The following is a 23,831-nucleotide window of genomic DNA, read 5'->3' on the forward strand; positions in this document are numbered from 1 at the left end:
AAGGTCCTGGCCTGCCCGGTGGGACGTCGCCGGACCGTGCTGGGCTACCGGCCGGTCGGCTATATGGCCGTAATTGCGGCGCTGGGCGGCAAGGCCGCTCTGCGCCGCGGGGTGCATTTGAGGAGGATGCCGAGGCATCGGCGGGAGCTGCTCAATGTCCTCGTCCAGCTGACGTCGCCGTTCGCTCCGTCGTTGAGGGCGATCATCATTTCTCTCGGTCGACGCAACAAGTACACGACTGGCAACGCCGGTCGAAGGGGGCGGCATGCTGCGCCGGAAGAGGTGACCGTGCGGTCTCCGTCCGTGCGGGGGTCGTCTGTCCGGCAGCAGCTGGCTACGGCCGGCCGGCTGCGGATCAAAGGCTGAACTTCGCCTCATCGCTCTGGGTGGTTTCCGAGGTCTTGGAGCCCAAGGGTGCACACCAGGCCCAACGGTTCCCGCGGCGCGTTGTCGGCGCGAGGTAACTGGGTGGACGAGGCAGAGAGCCGCGTTCCGGGCGGCGGCCGCCGGCGCGGGGACGCTAGTCCCGAGGCGACTGCTTTCCGATCTCGAACTCGCCGCGGTCGGCGCGCTCGCGTACGCCGCGCCAGAACTCGAGGGCGGCGTATTCCATGCCGAGCCCGAGTTCCAGGGTGATCATCCGGCCGGCTACTTCCTCGATGTGGCCGAAGCGGCGCTGCATTTCCTCGTATTCGGCGATCCGGCGCTCGTGCTGCTCGACCTGACCCTTCGCGAGCTGTGCCACGTCGTCCGGTCCGGCCAGCTCGCTGAAGAACAGCTTGATCTCCGCTACGTCGCGCAGCTCGAAATGCTCGTCGACAGGCTCGGCCATCCAGCCGCGCAGCGCCTTCCGGCCGGCTTCGGTGATCGAGAACGTTTTGCGCCGGCGCCCCGAATCTTCCTCGTCGAGTTCCAGCAAGCCGGCTTCCTCGAGCCGTTTGGGCTCCGAGTACAGCTGCGCGTGCGGGAAGTTCCAGAAGTAGCCCACTGACCGGCCGATCGCGCGTTTGAGGTCGTAGGACGTGGAAGGCCCGCGCAGCGCGATCATGCCGAGCACCACGTACGACGTCGTCGACAACCGAACCGTTGACATGCTCCGAACCATATCGTAGGTTCGCAACCATCCGAAACAGACGGTCGGAATCGTACCGTGTGTTACGTACGGTAGTTCCGATCGGCACGACCGCTGTCGCGATGGAGGGACGGTCATGGATCTGGGTACGGTTCTGCGCTGGACGGCGGAGCGTTATCCCCGGCGCCGTGCGGTGGGCGGCAGAAGCCCCATGACCTATGCGGAGTGGGATGCGCACACCGACCGGCTGGCACGGGCGCTGGCCGAGCTCGGCGTCCGGCCCGGCGAACGGGTGGTGCTTTCGCTCGCCGGTGGCGAACCGCTGGCCAGCCTGCACCTGGCCGTGCAGAAGCTCGGTGCGGTCTCGGTGCCCTTGTCGTTCCGGTTCGCGCCGCCCGAACTTGCCTACTGCGTCGCCGACGCCGCGCCCGCCCTGGTGATCACCGACGCCTCGACCGCGGCTCTCGCGGACGAGGCGCTGGTTGGGCTGCCCCCGGTGGCTCGGATCGCCTCCGGGCCACCGGGCGAGGACACCATCGAGCGCCGGGCGCTGGCTCAGCCGAGCGGCTGCCTGGGCATCCGAGTGTCTGATCAGGACATCAGCGTGATGCTCTACACCTCGGGCACCACCGGGAAGCCGAAGGGCGTGCCGCGCACGCACTCTGCCGAGCACTACGCGGCGATCGCGCATTTGATCCAGAGTGGACAGTCCCGCTTCGACGCCACGCTGGGCGTGATGCCGCTGTTCCACACGATGGGGCTGCGCACTCTGCTGGCCACTCTGGTCGGCGCGGGAACCTGGGTGCCGCAGGTGAAGTTCGACGCGGACGAGACGCTCGAATTGATCACCGCGGAGGGGATCGGTTCGCTGTACCTGGTGCCGACGATCTACTGGTCGCTGGTGCGCACCGGCCGGCTCGCCGAGGCGCGAACCGTGCGCAGGCTGGCCTACGCGGGCTCGTCGATGACCCCGGCGCTGGCCGAGCAGCTCGCCGGCGCGCTGGCACCGGAGTCCTTCGTCAACCACTTCGGCAGCACCGAGATCTACACCTTCACCATCGGGCCGGACGTGCTCGCGAAGCCCGGCTCGGCGGGCCGCGCCGGCATTTTCTCGCGGGTCCGGCTGGTGGACCCGGACCCCGCCGCGCCGCCGGACGCCGAGGTGGCGCCGGGGGAGCAGGGCCAGATCGCCATCTCGATGGCCAGCCCCGAGGCGTTCGCCGGGTACTGGCACCGGGCGGACGCCAACGCGAAGTCCATCCGCGACGGCTGGTACTTCCCCGGCGACCTGGCGATCGCCGACGAGGACGGGGACCTCTGGGTCGCCGGCCGGGTCGACGACATGATCAATTCCGGGGGCGAAAACATCTACCCCGACGAGATCGAGGACGCGCTGATCCGCTGTGCGGCGGTGCGCGAGGTGGTCGTCGTGGGCATGGCCGACGACCGGTGGGGGCAGGCCGCCACCGCGTTCTTCGTCCCGGGCGACGGCATGACCCCCGAACACGCGACCGAAGTGCTCGAGGCCTTCGTCCGCGAGCAGTCCGGGCTGCCGTCGTTGAAGTGCCCCAAGCGGTTCGTCGCAGTCGACACCATCCCCAAGTCCGGGGTGGGCAAGATCCTCCGCCGCGAACTGAGCTCCGGGAACTACCGCGCGCTGTTCGACAGCGTCGCAGAAGCAGGCAGGTGAACCGCATGACCGCAGTTTCCGGAAAGCCGGCCAGGAGGACGGCGCGGATCGAGGACCCCGCGCTGCTCACCGGCCGCGGCAGGTTCCTCGACGACATGGACCCGTTGCCGGGCACGCTGACCGCGGCGGTGGTGCGCAGCCCGCACCCGCACGCCCGGATCCGCGGCGTCGACCTCGAACGGGCCCGCCGGCACCCCGGGGTCGCCGCGGTGATCGGTCCCGAGGAGGTCAAGGCGGCCCTGCGCCCGTTCCCGCTGGCGCTCAAGGCACCGATGCCGTACTACCCGACGGCGACGGACAAGGTGCGCTTCGTCGGCGAACCGGTCGCGGTCGTCGTCGCGAACGATCGGTACCTGGCCGAGGACGCGGCGGAACTCGTCGAGGTCGACTACGAGCCGCTGCCGCCGGTGGTCGACGTGGAGAAGGCACTGCTGCCGGACGCGCCGCGGCTGCACGAGGACGCCGACAGCAACGTCGCGACCGACCGGACCTTCACCTTCGGCGGCGTGGACGACGTGTTCGCCAAGGCGGATCACGTGGTCAAGGGCAAGTACGACTTCCCGCGCTACTCCTCCACCCCGATGGAGTGCTACTCGGTCGTCGCCGAGTGGCAGGACGAAGGGGACGGCCCGGCCATCCAGGCGTGGGCGAACTTCCACGGCCCGTTCTCCATGGTGGCGGTGCTGGCCGGCGCGTTCGGCCTGCCCGCGTCGCGGATCCGGCTGATGATCCCGGCCGACAACGGCGGCAGTTTCGGCATCAAGGCGGGCATCTATCCCTATGTCGCGCTGATGGCGCTGGCCAGCAAGCACGCGGGCCGGCCGGTGCGCTGGACCGAGGACCGCATCGAGCACCTGCTGGCCAGCTCGGCCGGCTCGGACCGGGCGATGCGGTTCGAGGCCGCCGTCTCGAACGACGGCACGGTGCAGGCGCTGCGCGCCGACCTGGTGGACAACGTGGGCGCCTACCTGCGGCCGCCGGAGCCCAGCACGCTGTACCGCTGCTTCGGCAACATCACCGGCGCGTACAAGATCGACGCTGTCGAGATCCGCTCGCGCGCTGTGGTGACGAACAAGACGCCCACCGGGCTCAACCGCGGCTTCGGCGGCCAGCAGCTGTACTTCGGCCTGGAACGGCTGATGGACAAGGTCGCCGAAACCTGCGGCCTGGACCCGATCGAGCTGCGCAAGCGGAACTTCGTGCGGCACGAGGACTTCCCGTACGCCACCCCGACCGGCGGCATCTACGACTCCGGCGACTACCACCGCGCCCTCGACATGGTCGTGAAGAACGCGGACTACCAGGCCCTGCGCGAAAAGCAGCGGGAGGCGCGGGCGAGAGGCGAGTACTTCGGCCTCGGCGTGGCCACCATCGTCGACCCGTCCGCGACCAACATCGGCTACGTCGGCCTGGCCACCCCGGCCGAGCAGCGGGCGTCCGGGCGCGGCAAGTCCGGCTCCACCGAGCACGTCCGGATCAGCGTCGACCCCAGCGGGCAGGTGTCGGTGCTGCTGGGCACCGTGCCGCAGGGCCAGGGCCACGCCACCGTCGCCCAGCAGGTGGTCGCCGACCAGCTCGGCCTGCCCCTGGAGCAGGTGCGCCCGATCGTCGAGATGGACACCGCCACCACCCCGTGGACGATCAGCTCGGGCAGCTACTCCTCCCGCTTCGCGCCGCTGCTGACCAGCGCGCTGGTCGAGGCCGCGGAGAAGCTCGCCGAGACCGTCAAGATCGCCGGCGCCACCCTGCTCGGCGTCGCGGCCGAGGAGGTGGAGCTGGCCGAGGGCCACGTCCGGCAGCGCGGCGAACCGGGCCGGGCGGTCCCGTTCAAGCACGCGGCCGGGCTGGTGCACTGGGACCCCGGCGCGCTGCCGGAAGGCACCTCCGCCCGCCTCTACGAGGAGGCCGCGTTCACCCCGCCGCAGTCGAAGGCGGCCAGCCGCTCGGACCAGATCAACTCGAGCCTGTGCTACGGCTTCGTCGCGGAACTGGCCGTCGTCCGGATCGACCCGGAGACCCGGGAAGTGAAGCTCGAGCAGGTGGTCACGGTGCACGACGCCGGCACGATCCTCAACCCGACGCTGCTCGAAGGCCAGGTGCACGGCGCGCTCGCGCACGCACTGGGCGGCGCGCTGTTCGAGGAGATGCGCTACACCGACGCCGGGCAGCCCACCGCCACCTTCATGGACTACCTGTGCCCGACCACCGCGGAAACGACCTTCGAGCTCAACAGCGACCACCTGGAAACACCGTCCCCGCTGACCCGGCTCGGGGCGAAAGGCTGCGGCGAAGGCAGTTGCATGAGCCTGCCGGTCGCGATCGCCAACGCGGTCGCGGACGCGCTCGCTCCGGCCGGAGTGGACGTCACCAGCCTGCCCCTGCACGGAAACGTGCTCCACGAGCTGCTGACCGGCAGCACCTCGCAGAACGAAAGGAACCACTGACGATGGCACTCACCGGAGGCGAGATCAGGCTCGACCGCGGCCACGAAGGCCGGGTCGCCTACTTGACCCTCGATCACGGCAAGTACAACATCATCACCTGGGAGACCCGTCAGGTGATGGCCGACCGGTTCGCGGAGATCGACGCCGACGACGAGATCAAGGTCGTCGTCGTCCAAGGCGCGGGGGAGCACTTCTCCTCCGGCGGCGACATCGCCGGGTTCATGGAGGTCGACCCGATCGACTTCACCGACCTCGGCCAGAACGTGACCGCTCCGGCGCGCAGCCCCAAGCCGGTGATCACCGCCGTCGACGGCTACTGCTTCGGCGTCGGGCTCGAACTCGCGCTGTCCACCGACATCCGGGTGGCGACCAAGCGGGCCGAGTTCGCGCTGCCGGAAATGCGGCTGGGCATGATCCCCGGCTCCGGCGGCACGCAGCGCCTCGCCCGGCTGATCGGGCTGTCCCGCGCGAAGTACCACGTGATGACCGCGTCGCGGATCAACGCGCAGCAAGCCGGGGACTGGGGCCTGGTGGCGAACGTGGTCCAGGACCGCGCCGCGCTGGACGCCGAGGTGGAGCGGATCGTGGGCGTGCTGCTCGGGTTCTCCCCGCTCGCCGCGCGCACCGCCAAGGAGGTGCTCGACAAGGGCGTGGACGCGCCGCTGTACTCCGGCATCGAGCTGGAGCGCAAGGCGTACTCGATGCTGCGCTCCAGCAACGACTTCGCTGAGGGCGTCGCCGCGTTCACCGAGAAGCGCGCACCGAAGTTCCAGGGCCGGTGAGCTGACACCATGAAGGCCGCACCATTCGCCTACGTCCGGCCGTCGAGTCTGTCCGACGCGATCGCCGAACTCGCGAGCACGGGCGGCGGCGGCAAGGTCATCGCGGGCGGGCAGTCACTGGTCCCTGTGCTGGCCATGCGGCTCGCCCGCCCCGAAACCTTGGTGGACATCAATTCCGTCCCGGAGCTGGACCGGGTCGACACGGCGGGCGGGTACCTGGAAATCGGCGCCACGGTGCGCCAGCGCCGGGTCGAACGGGACCCGGCGGCTGCCACGGTTCCCCTGCTGGGCATGGCGTTGCCGTGGGTCGGGCACCGGGAACTGCGCAGCCGGGGCACCGTGTGCGGGAGCCTCGCGCACGCCGATCCCGCCGCCGAGCTGCCGGCCGTCGCGTGCTGCCTGAACGCCGAGCTGACCGTGACCGGCACCGGGGGTTCCCGTCAGGTGCCGGCCCGGGAGTTCTTCTCCGGCGCGATGACCACCGCGCTCGGACCGGACGACATCCTGACCGCGGTGCGCTTCCCGGCCGTCGGCGATCGGGAAGGCTTCGGGTTCGCCGAGATCGCGCGCAGGCACGGCGATTTCGCGCTCGCCGGGGTCGCGGTCCGCGTCCGGGTGCGCGGTGCGGAGACCGAGGCGGAGCTGACCGGGTTCGGCGTGTCCGATCGGCCGGTCACCCGCTCCGTCCGCGCCGAGCTCGCCGCCGCGCTTGGTGAGTGCGGCAGCGACGTGCGCCGCCTGGCGAGCGCTCTGTCCGACCCGCTCGCGGCGGTGGCCGACGAACTGGTCGACACCGACGGCGACGCCCACGCGTCCCGCGACTACCGTCGCCGGCTTTTCCGCACGTTGGCGAGCCGGGAACTGTGCAAGGCATACGAGCGCGCTCGCAGGAGCGCCGGTGAGGTGACCTCGTGAAGACTGTTCCGGAAACGACCGAACCCTTGGCGCAAAAAGGAAAACCGCGTGCGGTCAAGGCGGCCGCGGACGCTCTCGTCGAGGTCAGGATGACGGTGAACGGAACGCCTGCCGTGCTCAGCGTGCCCGCGCGAGTGACGCTCGCCGACGCGCTGCGGGACCACCTCGGGCTCACCGGCACGCACGTGGGTTGCGAGCACGGCGTGTGCGGGATGTGCACGGTGCTCGTGGACGGGGAAGCGGCCCGGGCCTGCCTGCTGTTCGCGGTCCAGCTCGACGGGGCGGACATCGTCACCGTGGAGGGCTTGGGCCGGCCGGACGACCTGCACCCGCTGCAAGAGGCATTCGGCCGCAACCACGCGCTGCAGTGCGGTTTCTGCACCCCCGGCTTCTTGATGAGCTCGTATGACCTGCTCAGCAACAAGCCCGAAGTGACCGAGGACGAACTGCCCGGGGAGCTGTCCGGGGTCATCTGCCGCTGCACCGGGTATCGCAACATCCTCGCCGCGGTCGAGGAAACCCGGGCGGCGCACCCGGACGGCATTCCCGCCCCGGGCAACTGCGCGCGCCGCGCGCTTGTGGGCCGGGCCAGCGGTCAAGCGGGCAGCACCGACGGCCGCGAAGCCGACGAGGACAGCAACGCCGCCGAGACCCGCCGGGTCGATATCGTGCTGCCGGACGGCGATCCGACGATCGCGGTCGACATCGAGACCGAGATCGGCGTGCCGGTGGACGCGGTGTGGCGCGTGTTCGACGATGTGTCGCTGCTCGCCCGGTGCCTGCCAGGAGCAGAGCTCACCGAGGACCTGGGCGAAGACCACTATGCCGGCCGCGCGCGCGTTTCGGTGGGCCCGATCAAGCTCGCGTTCAAAGGGGTGGCGCACGTCGTCGAGCACGACCGCGCCAGTCAGCGGTTGCGCGTGCTCGCGCAGGGGCAGGACACCGGCGGAGCGCAGACCCAGGCCGACATCGTGCTGCGCACCGAGGCCACCGCCGCCGGTACCGCGATGCGGGCCGAAGCCCAGGTCTATCTCACCGGGCGCATCGCGCAGTTCGGCCGCGCGCTGGCCGGGGACGTGAGCCGGCGCATGTTCGAGCAGTTCGCGGACGCCCTGGCCGAAGCCGCGACCTCCGGGCAGGCGCCCAGCGGTCCGGTCAAAGCGCCGAGCGCGCTGAAACTTCTGTTCGCTCCGCTGTTCGACCGGATCCGGGCAGCTCTGCGTCGCACGCGCCGGAAGTCCCGCTGATCTGGATTCGCGGGCAGGAGTCCACGTTTCGGATTCCTGTCCTGGTTCTCGCTGTCCTGTCTCATCTCCCGTGAGGGGAAAACCTTGACACCCGATATCGCACCACGGTCAAAGTCGCCTCGTGCCGCGGTATTCGCATCCGTCGCCGGCTGGTCCTTCGACTTGTTCGACCTGTTCCTGCTGCTCTACGTGGCCGGCCCGATCAGCAAGAACATCTTCCCGAGCACCAGCCCGACCCTGGGTATCGCCGCGGTGTTCGGCTCGTTCGCGGTCACCGTCGTGATGCGCCCGGCGGGCGCCGCGATCTTCGGCGAGCTGGCCGACCGCAAGGGACGCAAGGCCACCATGGTGCTGGTCATGGGCGGCGTCGGCATCACCACCGCCGCGATGGGCCTGGTCCCGCCGCACGCCGCGGTGGGCGTGCTCGCCCCGATCTTGTTCCTGGCGCTGCGGATCGCGCAAGGATTGTTCGTCGGCGGTGTCACCGCGACCACGCACACGCTCGGCACGGAGAGCATCGGCGCGCGCTGGCGCGGCCTGATGAGCGGGCTGATTGGGGCCGGCGGAGCGGGCCTCGGCGCCGCGCTGGCCAGCCTGGCCTACATCGTGGTCTCGGCGATCTTCACCGGCCCGGCATTCGACCAGTGGGGCTGGCGGGTGCTGTTCTTCTGCGGACTGCTCAGCGCGCTGCTGAGCTTGTTCGTGCTGCGCAAGGTCGAGGAATCTCCGGAGTTCGAAGGGAAACAGCGGGCTCCGGTGCCGTTTCGGGAACTGGTTCGGGGCCGCGGAAAGAAGATCCTCGCGCTCAACATCGCGGTGGCCGCCGGCGGCGGCGCGCAGTACTACCTGACGTCCGGGTACTTGCCCACCCTCCTCAGCGAGGTGGTGGGGGTACCGGCAGGTCAGCGCGGCGCCATCCTGCTGATCAGCAGCGTCGTGGTGATCGGGGCGGCGATCGGTGCGGGTGAACTGAGCGAACGGCTCGGCCGCCGCCGCACCATGATCGGGTTCGGCCTGTGCAACCTCTTCGCGTTGCCGTTGCTCACCTGGGGCATCGCCTCCGCCGGAGGCCATCGCGGCGCGGTCGTCGCGGTGCTGTGCGTGATCATGGTGATGCTGTCCAACGCCGCGTACTCGCCGCTGATGATCTTCCTCAACGAGCGGTACCCGACCGAATTGCGGGCCAGAGGCACCGCAGTGAGCTGGAACCTCGGCTTCATGCTGGGCGGGCTGATGCCGACCGTGGTGAGCCTGCTCAGCCCGGCTCTGTCGGACGTTCCCTCGCGGCTCGTGATCTTCTTGGCGGGCGCGACCCTGGTGTTCGTCATCGCGATCCTGGCCAGCCCGGAAACCCGGGGTGCGCTCGATCGTGAGCGCGGTGCCAGGACCGCGGCCGACGACGCCACTCCCGTCTGACAGTGGCGGTACATCGAGTACGTGTTCTTCGGTCGGTGGGCGAGGCAGGGCATGCGGCTCGATCCGGACGCCGTGGCGGCTGGGCACGTGACGCGCTTCCGGCCCGCGCCGGCTGATCGGGATGCCCGGACCTACTACCGGTGTGCCGCGCGTGTCGGTGGCCAGTTGAACCCCCGGCTGACTCCCCCCTGGCGGCCAGTTAGCGGGAGAGTTATCTGCCATGCGCCCGACTGCGTAGCGTGCCTCCCGGCGCGTTCGCGGAAGCCGGGCAGGACGAATAGCAGCCTGTAGCTCCCGATCGACATGGTCGTGCACAGTGCGACCGCGCTCTGGGTGCAGTCCGCGAGCCCGCCCAGCAACCGGCCGAGTTCGCCGGTTCTCTATCGACAAACCGATGCGATGAACGCAAGACTATGGTTTGACCATCCGGTGAGATGCGAGTCAGCGTGCTCGCCAGCGGAGCTATCCGACCAGTCGTTTTCCTTTATGGCAGAGTCTTCGGCTGGCTCTCGCTGTCGCCGAGGCGGCGAACGCGGCCAGCGAGACGCTAGCCGTCGAGAAACATTCCATCGAGTTCGTGCCGAGCTCCGGGGCTCGATGATGTGCAGTGCAATCAGGCATTGCGGGATCTGGTTTCCGCCGGAATACTGCATTCCGTTGCGAGTGGCGCTGCGACTCCCTCAAAAGGTAATCGCGACATTCGCAAACTCCTAGGTGGTCACTTGAGCTGAAGGCGGTGCGCTTGTCGCACGTCGCGTTCCCGCGGGATGTCTGCGGCGGGCTCGGGGATGCGTATCCTTTCGAACGAAGCCTCCCGATCGCATTACTTTCCCGCACCCTGCCGAAACGGGCCAGGAGCAACCGGGGAATGCTCAGATCGGTGAAAGGAGAGACCGGAGCGATGACGCTGGACCCGACGTCCCTGAAACTGTTCGTGCAAGTGGTCGACCACGGCACGATCGCCGAAGTCGCCGACCGCGAGCATCTCGCCGCCGCCGGGATCAGCAGGCGGCTGCGCGATCTGGAGCAGATGCTGGGAACGGAACTGCTGGTGCGCACCAACCGCGGAATCACCCCGACGGCGGCCGGTGCCGCTTTCGCGGTCTCGGCCCGGCAGGTGCTCGACGACCTGGCAGACCTGACGCGACGGATGCGGGACTTTTCGTCCGGGGCGCGCGGGCTCGTGCGTCTGCTGGCGAACATCTCCGCGGTGTCGACCTTCGTGCCGCCGCTGGTCGCGTCGTTCGCCGCCCGCTATCCCGGCGTCCGGCTGCAGGTGCTCGAACAGGACAGTCTCGCGATCACCGAGGCGGTCGCCGAGAACCGGGCGGATATCGGGCTGTTCACCAGCCTGCCGTACCACGCCGACATCGAGGTCTACCCGTTCCGCCGGGACGAGCTGAAGGTGCTGGTGCCGGAACGGCATCCGCTGGCCGCGCGCGATTCGGTCGGCTTTGCCGAAACGCTCGACCACGAGCACGTCGTGCTCCGCACCGGAACGCATCTGCGGCTGCAGATGCTGACCGCCGCCGGGCAAGCCGGGCGGACGCTGCGGCATCAGATCGAAGTCGCGTCCTACGACGCCCTGTGCCGGATGGTCGAATGCGGCCTGGGGATCGGCGTCGTTCCGGCCGGGAACCTCGTGGGGTACGCCTTGACCGGCACCAGAACGCTGGCTCTCGACGAGCCGTGGGCCAGCCGCGACCTGTCCCTGTGCGTCCGCCGAGCCGAGGCGCTGCCACCCGCGGCGCGGCTCATGTTCGAACACCTCCTCAGCGACGAAGGTCGCGCCCTCCAGCCATGACGGCAGGTGATGGCGGTCTCGCGAATCATTGCTGTGCAACGGCAACGCGTCCTGCTTAATCTTCATCGTCCGCTCCGGACCAGCCGTCGGGCACTGGCGCCGGAACACCGGAACAAGGGAGAGAGAGGACATCGATGATCCGTGCTGACTCGCCAGAGTCGCCGTCTGCCGGCATGGGCTCGGTCGCACCTTCCGTGCGCTGGAAAACGCTCGGAGGTTGCTGGGGTGCTTGGCTTTTCGACGCGCTCGACGCCGCAGTGTTCAGCTTCGTCCTGCTCGCGGTCGCGCACACGTTCCACACCACACTCGCCGAGGTCGCTGCCTCCGTCGCCTGGTTCTTGCTGGCTACCGGTGTCGGCGGCTATCTTTTGGGCTACCTCTCCGACCGCATCGGGCGGAAACGCACGTTGCTGGTATCGGTCGTCACCTATGCGACCGGAACCCTGCTCTGTGGCTTCGCCCACAATGTCGTGGAGCTGAGCGTCTACCGGCTGTTGGTCGGCATCGGCGTCGGCGGCCTGTGGTCGGCCGCGGTCGCGCTGGTCAGCGAAGTCTGGCCGACGCGGAAACGCGCGTGGGCGATTGCGGTCATGCAGACCGGATGGTCCGCGGGCAACCTCCTGGCCGCGGTCCTCGCCTGGACCGTGCTGGATCCCGCCGACCCGGCGTCATGGCGCAAGCTGTTCGTCATCGCCGCGATCCCCGCGTACGTCGTCGCTCTCGGCATTCTCGTCGCGGTGCGCGAATCTCCCGTCTGGATCGCCGAGCAAGCATGTGGGGGACGCGAAACCGCCCGGCCCGGCATCGCGGCGATCTTCCGGCGGGAACTCCGTGCGACCACCGCAAAAGCCTTGTCGATTTCCGTCCTGGGCATGTTCGGCTACTGGGTGATCATGACGTTCACGCCGACGTTTCTCCAGAGCGTGCTGCACGTCCGGATCGACCAGGCGCCGGTTTTCCTGGTGTGGACCGGGGTCGGCGCGACCGCCGGCTACCTGCTGTTCGGCGCCCTCGCCGAACGGATCGGCAGGAGGCGGGCATTCGCGTTCTTCTTCGCGGGCATCGCCGTCGCGATCCCGCTGTTCGCCTACGGCGTGCGCATGATCCCGCTGCGCGACGGAGCAATGGCCTGGACGACAGCGAACATCGCGATCGTCGGCGGGCTTTCGGCCCTGCTCGGCTTCTTCACCGGGTACTTCAGCGGATTTGGCGCCTGGTACGCCGAACTGTTCCCCACCCGTGTCCGGGCTGCCGCGGCCGGGTTCTGCTTCAACTTCGGGCGGGTCGGGGCGATCGCGGGAATCGTCGTCGTGCCGCTGCTGGTGCCCGTCGCCGGCTTTGCCCTCACCTACTGCCTGGCCTCCGTGACCTACCTCCTCGCCGCCGGCCTCGTTTTCACTTTGCGCGAAACCGGCGGCGAGGAACTCGACGTGAACCACTACCCCGTTTCCGAGGAGAACGCATGACCACCAACTTCCGCATCGGCCAGATCGTGCCGAGTTCGAACACGACGATGGAGACCGAGGTTCCTGCGATGCTGCACGCGCGGCACCGGCTCTTCCCCGAAGAGCGCTTCACGTTCCATTCCGCGCGGATGCGGATGATGCACGTGGATCCCGACGAGCTCAAGCGCATGGACCTCGACAGCGACCGCTGCGCCGTCGAGCTCAGCGACGCGCGGTGCGATGTGCTCGCCTACGCATGTCTGGTGGCGATCATGTGCCAGGGGCCGGGTTACCACCGCGTGTCCGAGCAGCGGCTCGGCGAGGTGGCCGAGGCTAACGGGGCACCGACGCCCGTGATCAGCTCGGCCGGGGCGCTGGTCGCCGGTCTCAAGACGATCGACGCCAAGAAGGTGGCGATCGTGACGCCGTACCTGAAGCAGCTGACCGCTCAAGTCGCCGGATACCTGGAGAGCGAGTCGATCGAGGTGAGCGACGCGCTGAGCCTGGAGGTGGCGGACAACCTCGCAGTGGGCCGCCTCGACCCCGCCGACCTGCTCGACCATGTCGAGCGCCTGAACATCACGGGTGCGGACGCTGTCGTCCTGTCCGCGTGCGTCCAGATGCCCTCGCTGTCCGCGATCGAGCCGGTGCAGGACAAGCTCGGCGTGCCAGTGGTCACCGCGGCCGCGGCGACCGTGCATCGCATCCTCACCACGCTGCGTCTCGACACCACGGTGCCGGACGCCGGTCATCTGCTGTCCGGCGCCTACTGACTCCTCCATACGGGATACCTCGAACGGACAGTCGTGCGGTGCCGCAGGCGTGCTGCCTCCACCGGGCAGAACGTGCGCCAAACGGCCGCAACGGCAGGCAAACCGGCTACATCGACGTTCTCCATTACGTCCACTATGGAGCGAATCGATGACGTCCGGCGAAGGGTCCCTGCGACGCAGTCTGTCCACCCGCGCCGTGATCGCCACCGTCGCGATGGTGTTCACCGCACGGTCGCCCGGCGCGGCCGGGGCAGGCCACTCGGAGGGCCCGATGTGAGCACCCCGATTCCGTTGTGCCGCCTGGATATCGCGGATCGCCCGGAAGGAGCCGTTGACCGGATCCGGTTCCCGGGCGTGGGCGAAAGCCGGCGGCGCTCGCTGTGCCGAGAGAACCTGTGGTGCATCCCGTGTTCGGGGATGTCATGCGACGAAGCCTGTCTTGGTACCTCGCGCCTGGCGTTGGGAAATCCTTCGTCCAGTTGAGGTTCGCTCGTGCTCTGGACACGGGTGCGAGCGTTGGCAGAGGGCCGGTCTGGCGTGCCTAGCCGCCCGGGCGAGGGCAGCCGCGTGCACGGTTGAGTGGTAGTGGCAGCGGTTGCTCCTTCGATGAGGCCCATGTCCCGCAGCATCGCTAGTTACCGGTCCGCTGAGGGCACCGGTATCGCCCACTGCCCAGCAAGCTCCTTCACTGAGGCATCGGCCGCTGCGCGGCGAGGGCGAACAACGTCACCAGCGCCCGGCGAGCGCTGTCGGGTTCGGGCGTGCCACCCCGGTGTTCTCCGCGGCTCGTTCCCAGTCAGAGCTGCCGCCCGAGTTCGGCCGCGTGCTGTTGCATGACCGGCCGGACACGGTCGCGGAACTCCTCGACAGTGACCCGGGAGCTCGAGGCGCTGATGGAGATGGCGGCAACGACCTGGCCGGCCGGGTCGCGGACCGGCACGGCGATGGAGAGCAGTCCTGGTTCGAGTTCCTCGTCGCCGATGGCCACACCGTCCGCACCGGCGTCCTTGACGCGCTGTGCGACGGCGTCGGCAGTGGTGGGCGTCTTGGGGGTGCGCGCTGGAAATGGCGCGGCGGCGAGGTAGTCGGCCAACTCGGATTCGCTCAACGCGCCGAGCAGGATCTGTCCGGTCGAGGAGGCATAGAGCGGGATTCGCGCGCCCACCCGAATGCTGCTGTTGAGGATCCGGGTGCCCTCGCTCCGGGCGACGAACAGCGAGTCGTTTTCGTCGCGGACCGCCAGCGAGACGGATTCGTCGATCACGTCGCGGATAGCCGCCAGGTGTGGTCGTGCGAGCTGCGGGAGAGCTGCGGACTCGGTGTAGGCGGCACCGATGCGGAGGACTCGGGGAGTGGGGGAGAAGAACTTCCCGTCGAAGGTGACATAGCCGATTTCCGCAAGCGTGGTCAGACAGCGTCGAGCGGCGGCGCGGCTCAGCCCGGCGGCCTGGGCGGCGTCGCTGATCGTCAGCCGGGGCGTGGCCGTCCCGAATGCCTCGAGGACAGCGAGCCCTTTGGCGAGTCCTGCCATTCCTTCGACTGCCATGCAGCCCTCCTCTTGACATGCGCGCCCCGCGGCACGTCTACTGAAGCAGATGTTCGGAAAGCGGTTATACGTTCGCATACCGAACGGAATTAGTCAAGTGTCTCCGGAGGGAATGCGTTGAACGAGTCGAGAGGGGCAGGGGCGGCGTCGCAGGCCGCGGCGCGTGCCGACATGTCGAGCCGCGCGTGGCCTGTGTCGCTGACCGAAGTTCCGTACTGGGTTTTCCAGGACGAGGACGTCTATCGAGCCGAGCAGCAGAACATCTTTCACGGCCCCACGTGGAACTACCTCTGCCTGGAAGCGGAGCTCGCCGAGCCGGGAGACTTCTGCGCCACCTTCATCGGAGAGCAACCGGTGCTCGTGACCCGCGATCACGACGGCCAGATCTATGCCTTCGAAAACCGGTGCGCACACCGCGGCTCCTTGATCGCGATGGAGCACTACGGGCATACCAAGGACTTCACGTGCGTCTACCACGCCTGGACCTACAACCTCCAAGGCGACCTCACCGGCGTTGCCTTCGAAGACGGCATCAATGGCAAGGGCGGAATGCGCAAGGAGTTCTGCAAGGCCGCGCACAGTCCGCGGCGGCTCCGCCTCGCGAACGTCCACGGCCTGATCTTCGGCAGCCTCGACAACGACGTACCCGCGATCGAGGAGTACCTCGGCCAGGAGATCCTCGACCGGATCGAGCGTGTTCTCGGCGGGCGCAAGCCGGTAGTGCTCGGGCGGTTCACCCAGACGCTGCCGAACAACTGGAAGCTGTACCTGGAGAACGTCAAGGACTCTTACCACGCCAGCATCCTGCATCTGTTCTTCACCACCTTCGGGCTCAACAAGCTGAACCAAAAGGGCGGCATCATCGTCTCCGAATCCGGCGGCAACCACGTGAGCTGGTCGGCGATCAACCGGGAGGCCGAAGCCAAGACCGCTGAGCACTACAAGGACCAAGGCATCCGCTCCGACTCGGAATACCAGCTCGAGGACCCCTCGCTGGTGAACAGCTTCCGCGAGTTCGGCGACGACGTCACCCTGCAGATCCTGTCGGTCTCGCCGGGATTCGTGCTGCAGCAGATCCAGAACTCCATCGCGGTGCGCCAGGTGCTCCCGACCGCGGTCGACTCCACCCGCCTCAACTGGACTTACCTCGGCTTCGAGGACGACACCGAGGAACAGCAGCTGGTGCGGATGAAGCAGTCGAACCTGGTCGGCCCAGCCGGGTTCGTCTCGATGGAAGACGGCGCGATCGGCGGCTTCGTGCAGCGGGGCATCGCCGGCGCGAGCGGTGAGTTCGCCACCGTTCAGATGGGCGGCGACCAGGCGGTTTCCAGCGAGAGCAGGGTAACCGAGGCCTCGATCCGCGGCTTTTGGAAGGTCTATCGCGAAGCCATGGGTTTCTCGATCGACGAGTGCGAAGGAGTGCGCCGGTAATGGACGCGTTCACGCTGATCAGCAGGGCCCAGGGCAGTTACGTGCGCGCCATCGACGACGGCCCGATCGAAGACTGGCCCGAGCATTTCGCCGAGGACGCCTTCTACAAGGTGACCACCGCCGACAATCACCGCCGCGGCCTGCCCGCTGGCCTCATCTGGGCCGACAACAAGGCGATGCTCAAAGACCGGATCTCCGCGCTCAAGGAAGCCAACATCTACGAGCCGCACGTCTACCGGCACCTGCTTGGCCAGCCTGCGATCCTCGCCGAGAGCAAGTCCGGCGCCACCAGCGAAACCGCCTTCCTGGTCCTTCGCATCGCCGGCAACGGGCCGACGGATGTCTTCGCCAGCGGCCGCTACCTTGACGAGTACGTCTTCGCCGACGGCGCGGCGCTGTTGAAAAAGCGGGTGGTGGTCTGCGACAGCTCCCGCACCGACACATTGCTGGTGCTTCCGCTGTGAGCGAGCCGCGCAGAGCGCTGCTGAGCATCGGTGACCCGAACGGCAGCGGCCCCGACATCGCGGTCAAAGCGGTTGCGATGCTCGGCGCCGCCGCACCGGTCGTGGTGGGAGACCGGCACGTCCTCGTGGAACCTGCCCGCAAGGCCGGCCTTGCCCTTCGGGCAGCGGTCCCCGGGGCGAGGGCCGACGCGGGAATGTGCGACGTGATCGACGTCGGCGCACTCGATCCCGCGGAGCTGGCCATCGGCCGAGTGACCGCTGCGGCAGGCGCAGCGACCATCGCCTATGCCGCCAAGGCAGTTGCGCTGGCGATGGACGGCGGCTACCGAGGCGTCGTCGCCTGCCCGCATTCAGAGAACGCGGTCCGCCAGGCCGGCATCGCCTTCGCGGGCTACCCGCCGCTGATCGCCGAGCTGACTGGTACGCCGATCGACGAAGTCTTCTTGATGCTGGTCGGCGGCGGCGTCCGGATCGCGCATGTGACTCTGCATGAACGGCTCGTCGACGCGATAGGCCGGCTGACCCCAGAGCTGGTCGTCCAGGCCGGTGTCGCTCTCCATACGGCGCTTCGCCGGATGGGCATTGCCGCGCCACGGATCGGCGTTTTCGGGATCAACCCGCACGCAGGCGAGCATGGCCTCTTCGGGGACGACGACCGCCGGGTCACCGAGCCTGCGGTGGCGGCCTTGCGTGCGCGTGGCATTGACGCCGAGGGGCCGACCGGGGCAGACGTCTTGCTCGGCGGCACGCGGGACGCGGACGCGTACTTGGCGATGTACCACGACCAAGGGCACCTCCCGGTCAAGACACTGGCCGGGCGCACCGCCGCCGCGATCACGATCGGCGCGGGCATTCCGTTCTCCAGCGTCGGTCACGGCCCTGTTTTCGACAAAGCCGGGAGCGGCACCGCCGACCCGAGCGCCGTGCTCTCCGCCCTCCGGTTGCTCGCACCGCCCGTTCAGGAGGACTGAGATGACCGCCATCAGCGTCAAAGACACCGCTATCACCTTCGACTGCGCGCCCGAACAGAATGTGCTCGACGCGGCAGAGGCCGCGGGGTGGGCAATCCCTTACTCCTGCCGCAAAGGCGTATGCGACACCTGCGTCGGCACCTTGACGGCTGGAGAGGCGGAAATACCCGGCAGCGGCCGAGCGTGCGGTCCTGCGGAAGTCCGGCTATGCCGAGCGCGCCCGATCGGCGACGTGGAGATCGCCCCTCGCCGCATCGAGGCACGCACGCCTCCGGTGCGCAAGAAGCTCACCACCACCGTCTACCGCCGGCGCCAGGTCGCGCCCAGCGTCACGATTCTCGACCTGCGTTACCCGATCGGCCGGCGCACGCCGTTCCGCGCCGGCCAGTTCCTCAACGTCATCCTGGACGACGGCGACACCAGATCCTATTCGCTGGCCAACTCTCCCCAGCACAATGACCTCGCCCAGCTGCACGTGCGCCACGAGCCCGGCGGAGCGTTCTCCGCGAGGATCCTGCAGCAGCTGGAATTCCACGACACCGTAGAGATCGAAGCCCCCTTCGGCGAGTTCTTCGTCGAAGACCCCGCCGAAGGGGCGGACCAGGCCGGCTCCCCGATCCTGCTGCTGGCGACCGGCACTGGATTCGCGCCGATGCGGTCCATCATCCTAGACCACATCGCGCGCCGACTGACCCGTCCCGTCCACCTGTACTGGGGCGCACGCACTGTCGAGGACCTGTACCAGTTCTCCACCCTTCAAGCCTGGGCCGGCCGTTTTGACTGGCTGAGTTTCACGCCCGTGCTCTCCCGGCCGCACCCTGGCTGGGAAGGCGCCACCGGCTGGGTCCAGCAGGTCGTCATCGCCGACCACGCGGACCTCGGCGGCCACCAGGTCTACGCCTGTGGCAGTGAATCCATGACCCGTTCCGCTGCGGAGGAGCTGGGCCGTGCGCGAGGCATTCCTCCCGAGCGGTTCCACTCCGACGCGTTCGTCTCCGCCGTGCCCGTGCCGTACCCCGTCGGCTGATCCTCTCGCACCTGGAGTTCCCATGCCCGAATACACTTCGCCTCCCGCCACCGCCGCCGGGCCGCCGGGACTGTTGCGCCTCCCGGCCTTGATCGACGAACGCCGCCCGGGCCGCTTCCAGTTCGCCGTTGCGCTGCTGTGCGGACTGGTCATGCTGCTCGACGGGTTCGACACCCAGGCGATCAATTACATGGCCCCCGCCATCACCCGAGACTGGGGTATTTCCACCGGCACGATGAGCACGATCTTCTCCGCTGCGCTGGTCGGCCTGATGATCGGCTATCTGCTGCTCGCTCCGCTGTCGGACAAGTTCGGCCACAAACGGCTCGTCCTCGCCGGGGTGGCGGTCTTCTCGCTGTCCACGCTGCTCTCGGTCTGGGTGCGCAACCCCGATCAGCTCCTGGTGCTCCGGCTCGTCACCGGCATCGGACTCGGCATGGCAACCCCGAGCACGATCGCGCTCACCGCCGAGTACAGCCCGAAACGGGCCCGGGCCAGTTTCGTACTGGCGATCTACTGTGGATTCTCTTTGGGATTCGTGGCTGCCAATTACGCCGCCGACTGGCTCATCCCGATGCACGGCTGGCGCTCGGTCTTCCTCGCCGGAGCGATCCTGCCGCTCATTCTGCTGGGCTTGCTGACCTGGCGGCTGCCGGAATCGCTGGCTTTTCACGTGCGCCGCGGCGAGACCGCCAAGGCATACGCCCTGTGCCGGCGGATCGACCGGCGGCTGCCGGATACGACCGCCGTGCGGATCGAGGCGGCGAGCGCCGACCCGCGCAAGCGAGTCAAACTGTCCGAACTCCTCTCTGGTCGGCAGCTGTTCGGCACAGTCCTGTTGTGGGTCGTCTTCGCCGTCAATTTGGCGATGTTCTACGGCCTGCAGAGCTGGATGCCCACCGTTCTGCACGAACGCGGATACTCGGCGGGCACCCTGGCCACCGCTTCCTCGATGACCACGATCGGCGGCATCGCGATCGCGTTCCTGGTCGGCCCCGCGATGGACCGGCTCGGCGCGTATGGCGCGCTCGCCACGCTCTACCTGTCCGGCTGCGGTTTCCTGGCACTGATGAGCGCGGTACTCGGCGCACCGGCGTGGCTCGTCCTCGTCGCCATCTTCCTGATCGGCTGTTCGGTCTCAGGTGGACAGAAGAGCGTGATCGCGCTCGCCGCCGTCTTCTACCCCGAAGAAGTGCGGTCCACCGGTGTCGGGTGGGCACTGGGGATCGGCCGGGTCGGAGGCATCCTCGGCCCGCTGATCGTGGGCGGCATGCTGTCCGCCGGATGGAGTCATCAGCAGTTGTTCCTCACCCTGGCAATTCCGTCCGCGTTCTGCGGGTTGATCGTGCTCTACCTCGGCTTGCGTGCGAAGAAATCCACGCGCACCTGATCCTGGCGGCTCGTCTCGCACGCTTCCTGGCCCGGTGTCGTGAACGCTTGGCCAGGAAGCGGCGACGTACAGCCGGTCCCGGCTCACCCCGGGTGTCAGATGCCGAGTCCACAACCTTGCCGGGCAGCTCTAGGGGCACGTACCTCTGAGCATCGATGCTTTTACGCTCGTCAGTGGACGGAGACGGGACCTGTCGACTCCCGGATCTTCAGAGTTACCGGCGACGGAGGGGGAGGGGTCGGATCGGTGCCGTCGACCATGCCGAGCAGCAGCTTGACGGCCTGGATGCCCATCTCCCGAGCGGGCTGCCGGACGGTGGTGAGAGCTGGCGTCAGGAGGGAAGCGAACGGCAGGTCATCGAATCCGACCACCGAGACGTCCTCCGGCACCCGCAGGCCAGCGCGGCGACAGTAGGTCAGAGCCCCAATTGCCATGAGGTCGTTCGCGCAGAGTAAAGCAGTGGGCCGATCGTCCGCCGGGCGGCTCAGGATCGCGGCGGCCAACTGCTCGCCCGACGACATCTTGTAGTCACCTACGAGCACGGGGATGCCATCGGGATCCAATCCGGCGGCGGCGATGGCCTCTCGGTAGCCCGAGAGGCGCTGTTCGGCCGTCCAGAGCTCGAGCGGACCGCCAAGGATGGCCAGGCGCTCGTGCCCGAGCGAGGTGAGATGGGTGGCGATCTCCCTCGCGCCCCGACGGTTCTGCGAGACCACGGACGGCAGGTTGAATCCGGGGAGCTTTTCGTCGACGAGGACGACAGGGCCGACCTGGGTCAGCTCGACCAGAGCCTCCATTCGCGTCTCTGACCCGGAGAGGTAGATGAGCCCGTCGAGGCGCTGACTGCGCAGCAGTCTGCTGTTCCAGGACTCGCTGCCACCGGTCGCTTCCGGTGTGCAGAACACCACCAAGACGTCCTTCTCGGACGCGGCTTGTTCCACTCCCTCGGCGATCAGCGCGAAGTACTGGTTCACCAGGTCGGGGACGACGAGGCCGACGGTGGCCACGCTGTGTCTCTTGAGGTTGCGAGCAGACTCGTTGGGCAAATAGCCCAGCGCGCGGACAGCCTCCAGCACCCGCGCACGCCGGTCGGCCGCGACGGGCCCGCTGTCGTTGAGCACGTAACTTACCGTGCTGATAGCGACTCCTGCCCGCTCAGCAACCTCCTTCATCGTGGGCCTGCGCGTCGGCATGGCTCCCGAGTTTCGGGTCAAGTCACCCCCACGTGTCCTCATGCGGCTCTTCGTTCACGTCGCGAAGGGTAACCATAGCTGATTCCAGCTCAGAGATAGAACGGTTTCCAGAACTACTGCTGGACTAGGCTGGCCGCGAGTGGCGCAGCGTCCCCGATGTCGCGGGTGGCGCGGGTCTGTCGGCCGCTGCGCATCGCCGCTCCGCGCCCCGGTTCGGGCGCTGGCCGCTGAGGCGGCCTGGAGCCGCAAGCCCGCCGGACACGAGGGGGCGCGGCCAGTGACGGCCGAGCAGTGATCCGCGGTAGGGGGTGGTGGCACCGGAATCTCCGACCTCTACGGTCACGACATCTTCGAGTTCGATCGAGAGCTCGACCGCCGTCAGGTACCCCTGGCCGGGCCGCTCGGGTCCTCCCGGGCCTGGTTCCCTCCGGCCGATCGAAACTCACCGTTTACAGAGCCGATCTGCCGCTGATACAGTCCGGTCGCTAGAAAGGTTTCTACCCGCTGGGTCAACGATACTGAGCAGCGAAAGTCGTGGTCGCAGACCGCATGCTTCGGCACCTGTGTAGAATCGTTAATGGCCTGCCGGCGACTGCTGGTGACTACTCCAGTCGCGGGGCGACCGAGAGGAAGGACAAAGATGTCCCTGGGCGAGCAGTTCGACAACATCATCGTCAACACCGACAACTACAAGCATTGCCACTACTCGCTGTACCCGCCGGGCACCGAGTACATCTCGTCGTACATCGAGTCCCGCGGCGGCGAGTTCCCCGTCACGATGTTCGTCGGCCTCCAAGCCTTCATCCGGGATTACCTGATGCGCCCCGTGACGCTTGAGGATGTCGATGAGGCCGAGTACCTCATGCGCGAGCAGGGGATGCACTTCAACCGCGACAACTGGATGGGCATCATCAACGACCACGGCGGCTATCTGCCCGTCGAGATCGAGGCGATCCCCGAGGGCACCGTGCTGCCCAGCAACAACGTGCTCGTGCAGCTCATCAACACTGACCCGAAGTATCACTGGGTGACCAGCTTCTTCGAGACCGCCCTGCTGAGGGCGGTGTGGTACCCGACCACGATCGGCACCCTGAGCTGGCTGTGCAAGCAGGTGATCCGCACCGCCCTGGAACGTACTTCCGACAACGAGGGAGCGCTCCGGCACATGCTTCACGACTACGGCGCACGGGGCGTCAGCTCGCAGCAGTCCGCCGCGCTGGGTGGCATGGCGCACTTGGTGAACTTCAGCCAGAGCGACACCACCCCGGGCATCCTCGCCGCCAAGCGCTGGTACAACGCCGTGGCTCCATCGAACTCCGGCCCCAACTCCGAGCACGCCGGCTTCACCGCCTGGGGGCGAGACTTCGAGGTCGACGCCATCCGGAACATGCTCGAGACCTACCGTGACAACGGCTTCGCGCTGGTCTTGACCGACACCTACGACCACGAGCACTGCGTCAAGAAGATCCTCGGCGGCGAGCTGAAGGAATTGATCCAGAACTTCCCCGGCCTGGTGGGCGCGCGCCCCGACTCCGGCGACGTCGTCCAGGTCACCTCCGACACCACCGAGTGGCTCATGGACGCCTTCGGCTACGAAGTCAACAGCAAGGGCTTCAAGATCCTCCCTCCGTTCATCCGAGTGGTGCAGGGCGACGGCGTGACCGGCGAGAGCCTCAGGGCGGTCCTCATCGAGATGGAGCGCCGCGGCCTGGCGGCAGACAACGCCGTCTTCGGCATGGGCGGCGGCCTCCTCCAGCACGTCAACCGCGACACCAACAACTTCGCGCAGAAGGCAAACGCCGTGTGCGTCAACGGTGAGTGGCGCGATATCTCCAAGCAGCCCACCGGAGCCAGCTTCAAGAGGTCCAAGGCCGGGCGGCTCGCCCTCGTTCTGGAGGACGGTGAGTACAAGACCGTGCCGCGCGACTCGGTCAGCCCTGAGCAGAACCTGCTCAAGCCCGTCTTCCGCAACGGAAAGCTGCTGAAGAAGTGGGACTTCTCTGAGCTGATCGCTGCCAGTGAGGCACCAGTGCCGCAGGAATGGTACGGCGATTACCTCGCGCCGATGGTCACCGGATCCGCACCGGCACCCGACGGCGCGGCCGTCAGCTGAATCACTCACCCGCGAGGCATTCATGAAGCAGTCCACGGCATCGTGGTCTTTCCCGATGGCGTGGACTGCCGCGCCGAGAGCCTCGGGGGTTGGTCCTGCGGTCCCCTT

General features: G+C 68.0%; 20 protein-coding genes. 17 read left to right on the forward strand and 3 right to left on the reverse strand.

What is annotated here, in order from left to right:
* Nucleotides 1–18 precede the first annotated feature (18 nt).
* Nucleotides 19–366, forward strand: a complete 348-nt coding sequence (locus tag ATK30_RS44795; protein ID WP_134667175.1) for a hypothetical protein — start codon at nt 19–21, stop codon at nt 364–366.
* Nucleotides 367–520: 154 nt separating this feature from the next.
* Here ATK30_RS44795 and ATK30_RS30960 read toward each other — a convergent pair whose 3' ends face one another.
* Complete coding sequence (locus ATK30_RS30960; RefSeq protein WP_167442034.1) at nt 521–1,093, reverse strand: PadR family transcriptional regulator; 573 nt, start codon at nt 1,091–1,093, stop codon at nt 521–523.
* Between the two features lie 115 nt (nt 1,094–1,208).
* On the opposite strand from ATK30_RS30960, the gene ATK30_RS30965 reads away from it, so the two are divergent.
* The 10 genes from ATK30_RS30965 to ATK30_RS46955 all read left to right on the forward strand — a co-directional run bounded on the left by ATK30_RS30965 (nt 1,209) and on the right by ATK30_RS46955 (nt 13,865).
* Nucleotides 1,209–2,762: a class I adenylate-forming enzyme family protein gene (locus ATK30_RS30965; protein WP_101438494.1), complete on the forward strand. Its 1,554-nt coding sequence runs from the start codon at nt 1,209–1,211 to the stop codon at nt 2,760–2,762.
* A 5-nt stretch (nt 2,763–2,767) separates the two neighbouring features.
* Nucleotides 2,768–5,206 (forward strand): xanthine dehydrogenase family protein molybdopterin-binding subunit, encoded by a 2,439-nt coding sequence (locus ATK30_RS30970; protein ID WP_101441167.1) that lies wholly within the window; start codon nt 2,768–2,770, stop codon nt 5,204–5,206.
* Nucleotides 5,207–5,208: 2 nt separating this feature from the next.
* A complete protein-coding gene (locus ATK30_RS30975) occupies nt 5,209–5,988 on the forward strand; it encodes an enoyl-CoA hydratase/isomerase family protein (protein ID WP_101438495.1) in 780 nt (259 codons plus the stop codon).
* 9 nt (nt 5,989–5,997) lie between these two features.
* Nucleotides 5,998–6,903, forward strand: a complete 906-nt coding sequence (locus tag ATK30_RS30980; RefSeq protein WP_101438496.1) for an FAD binding domain-containing protein — start codon at nt 5,998–6,000, stop codon at nt 6,901–6,903.
* The gene (locus ATK30_RS30985) at nt 6,900–8,150 is read left to right on the forward strand and encodes a xanthine dehydrogenase family Fe-S subunit (RefSeq protein WP_101438497.1); all 1,251 of its coding nucleotides are present in this window, start codon (nt 6,900–6,902) and stop codon (nt 8,148–8,150) included. Before ATK30_RS30980 ends, ATK30_RS30985 begins: the two co-directional genes overlap by 4 nt.
* Nucleotides 8,151–8,312: 162 nt before the next feature.
* The gene (locus ATK30_RS30990; RefSeq protein WP_020661413.1) at nt 8,313–9,566 is read left to right on the forward strand and encodes an MFS transporter; all 1,254 of its coding nucleotides are present in this window, start codon (nt 8,313–8,315) and stop codon (nt 9,564–9,566) included.
* Between the two features lie 901 nt (nt 9,567–10,467).
* Nucleotides 10,468–11,370 (forward strand): LysR family transcriptional regulator, encoded by a 903-nt coding sequence (locus ATK30_RS30995; RefSeq protein WP_101438498.1) that lies wholly within the window; start codon nt 10,468–10,470, stop codon nt 11,368–11,370.
* A gap of 134 nt (nt 11,371–11,504) precedes the next feature.
* Nucleotides 11,505–12,836, forward strand: a complete 1,332-nt coding sequence (locus ATK30_RS31000; protein WP_240690818.1) for an MFS transporter — start codon at nt 11,505–11,507, stop codon at nt 12,834–12,836.
* On the forward strand, nt 12,833–13,588 hold the full coding sequence (locus tag ATK30_RS31005) for a maleate cis-trans isomerase family protein (protein WP_101438500.1): 756 nt from the start codon (nt 12,833–12,835) through the stop codon (nt 13,586–13,588). The genes ATK30_RS31000 and ATK30_RS31005 overlap by 4 nt, the downstream gene beginning before the upstream one ends.
* 148 nt (nt 13,589–13,736) lie before the next feature.
* The gene (locus tag ATK30_RS46955) at nt 13,737–13,865 is read left to right on the forward strand and encodes a hypothetical protein (protein ID WP_255443468.1); all 129 of its coding nucleotides are present in this window, start codon (nt 13,737–13,739) and stop codon (nt 13,863–13,865) included.
* Between the two features lie 519 nt (nt 13,866–14,384).
* Here ATK30_RS46955 and ATK30_RS31010 read toward each other — a convergent pair.
* A complete protein-coding gene (locus ATK30_RS31010; RefSeq protein WP_078870664.1) occupies nt 14,385–15,134 on the reverse strand; it encodes an IclR family transcriptional regulator domain-containing protein in 750 nt (249 codons plus the stop codon).
* 117 nt (nt 15,135–15,251) lie between these two features.
* Here ATK30_RS31010 and ATK30_RS31015 point away from each other — a divergent pair, with 117 nt between their 5' ends.
* The 5 genes from ATK30_RS31015 to ATK30_RS31035 are packed head-to-tail and all read left to right on the forward strand — an operon-like array spanning nt 15,252 to nt 20,417.
* Nucleotides 15,252–16,565: an aromatic ring-hydroxylating dioxygenase subunit alpha gene (locus tag ATK30_RS31015; RefSeq protein ID WP_240690817.1), complete on the forward strand. Its 1,314-nt coding sequence runs from the start codon at nt 15,252–15,254 to the stop codon at nt 16,563–16,565.
* On the forward strand, nt 16,565–17,029 hold the full coding sequence (locus ATK30_RS31020) for an aromatic-ring-hydroxylating dioxygenase subunit beta (protein WP_020661405.1): 465 nt from the start codon (nt 16,565–16,567) through the stop codon (nt 17,027–17,029). Before ATK30_RS31015 ends, ATK30_RS31020 begins: the two co-directional genes overlap by 1 nt.
* Nucleotides 17,026–18,000 carry a PdxA family dehydrogenase gene (locus ATK30_RS31025; RefSeq protein WP_101438501.1) on the forward strand — a complete coding sequence of 325 codons (975 nt, stop codon included), beginning with the start codon at nt 17,026–17,028 and terminating at the stop codon, nt 17,998–18,000. Before ATK30_RS31020 ends, ATK30_RS31025 begins: the two co-directional genes overlap by 4 nt.
* A 1-nt stretch (nt 18,001) precedes the next feature.
* Nucleotides 18,002–19,027 (forward strand): 2Fe-2S iron-sulfur cluster-binding protein, encoded by a 1,026-nt coding sequence (locus ATK30_RS31030; protein ID WP_101438502.1) that lies wholly within the window; start codon nt 18,002–18,004, stop codon nt 19,025–19,027.
* Nucleotides 19,028–19,049: 22 nt separating this feature from the next.
* The gene (locus tag ATK30_RS31035) at nt 19,050–20,417 is read left to right on the forward strand and encodes an MFS transporter (protein ID WP_101438503.1); all 1,368 of its coding nucleotides are present in this window, start codon (nt 19,050–19,052) and stop codon (nt 20,415–20,417) included.
* A 170-nt stretch (nt 20,418–20,587) separates the two neighbouring features.
* On the opposite strand, the gene ATK30_RS31040 is transcribed toward ATK30_RS31035, so the two are convergent.
* Nucleotides 20,588–21,652, reverse strand: a complete 1,065-nt coding sequence (locus ATK30_RS31040; RefSeq protein WP_341867371.1) for a LacI family DNA-binding transcriptional regulator — start codon at nt 21,650–21,652, stop codon at nt 20,588–20,590.
* Between the two features lie 598 nt (nt 21,653–22,250).
* Between ATK30_RS31040 and ATK30_RS31045 the strand changes: the two genes are divergently transcribed.
* Nucleotides 22,251–23,723, forward strand: a complete 1,473-nt coding sequence (locus ATK30_RS31045) for a nicotinate phosphoribosyltransferase (RefSeq protein ID WP_020661400.1) — start codon at nt 22,251–22,253, stop codon at nt 23,721–23,723.
* Nucleotides 23,724–23,831: the final 108 nt, after the last annotated feature.

The organism is Amycolatopsis echigonensis (assembly GCF_002846615.1).
Taxonomy (GTDB): Bacteria; Actinomycetota; Actinomycetes; order Mycobacteriales; family Pseudonocardiaceae; genus Amycolatopsis; species Amycolatopsis echigonensis.

Excerpts from the sequence above, each read along its gene's own strand:
- ATK30_RS31010 (WP_078870664.1), bottom strand. The coding sequence starts at position 15,134 with ATGGCAGTCGAAGGAATGGCAGGACTCGCCAAAGGGCTCGCTGTCCTC.
- ATK30_RS31045 (WP_020661400.1), top strand. The coding sequence starts at position 22,251 with ATGTCCCTGGGCGAGCAGTTCGACAACATCATCGTCAACACCGACAAC.
- ATK30_RS30995 (WP_101438498.1), top strand. The coding sequence starts at position 10,468 with ATGACGCTGGACCCGACGTCCCTGAAACTGTTCGTGCAAGTGGTCGAC.
- ATK30_RS30965 (WP_101438494.1), top strand. The coding sequence starts at position 1,209 with ATGGATCTGGGTACGGTTCTGCGCTGGACGGCGGAGCGTTATCCCCGG.
- ATK30_RS30970 (WP_101441167.1), top strand. The coding sequence starts at position 2,768 with ATGACCGCAGTTTCCGGAAAGCCGGCCAGGAGGACGGCGCGGATCGAG.
- ATK30_RS31005 (WP_101438500.1), top strand. The coding sequence starts at position 12,833 with ATGACCACCAACTTCCGCATCGGCCAGATCGTGCCGAGTTCGAACACG.
- ATK30_RS30960 (WP_167442034.1), bottom strand. The coding sequence starts at position 1,093 with ATGTCAACGGTTCGGTTGTCGACGACGTCGTACGTGGTGCTCGGCATG.
- ATK30_RS30975 (WP_101438495.1), top strand. The coding sequence starts at position 5,209 with ATGGCACTCACCGGAGGCGAGATCAGGCTCGACCGCGGCCACGAAGGC.
- ATK30_RS31000 (WP_240690818.1), top strand. The coding sequence starts at position 11,505 with ATGATCCGTGCTGACTCGCCAGAGTCGCCGTCTGCCGGCATGGGCTCG.
- ATK30_RS31035 (WP_101438503.1), top strand. The coding sequence starts at position 19,050 with ATGCCCGAATACACTTCGCCTCCCGCCACCGCCGCCGGGCCGCCGGGA.
- ATK30_RS31040 (WP_341867371.1), bottom strand. The coding sequence starts at position 21,652 with ATGAGGACACGTGGGGGTGACTTGACCCGAAACTCGGGAGCCATGCCG.
- ATK30_RS30980 (WP_101438496.1), top strand. The coding sequence starts at position 5,998 with ATGAAGGCCGCACCATTCGCCTACGTCCGGCCGTCGAGTCTGTCCGAC.
- ATK30_RS46955 (WP_255443468.1), top strand. The coding sequence starts at position 13,737 with ATGACGTCCGGCGAAGGGTCCCTGCGACGCAGTCTGTCCACCCGCGCC.
- ATK30_RS31030 (WP_101438502.1), top strand. The coding sequence starts at position 18,002 with ATGACCGCCATCAGCGTCAAAGACACCGCTATCACCTTCGACTGCGCG.
- ATK30_RS31020 (WP_020661405.1), top strand. The coding sequence starts at position 16,565 with ATGGACGCGTTCACGCTGATCAGCAGGGCCCAGGGCAGTTACGTGCGC.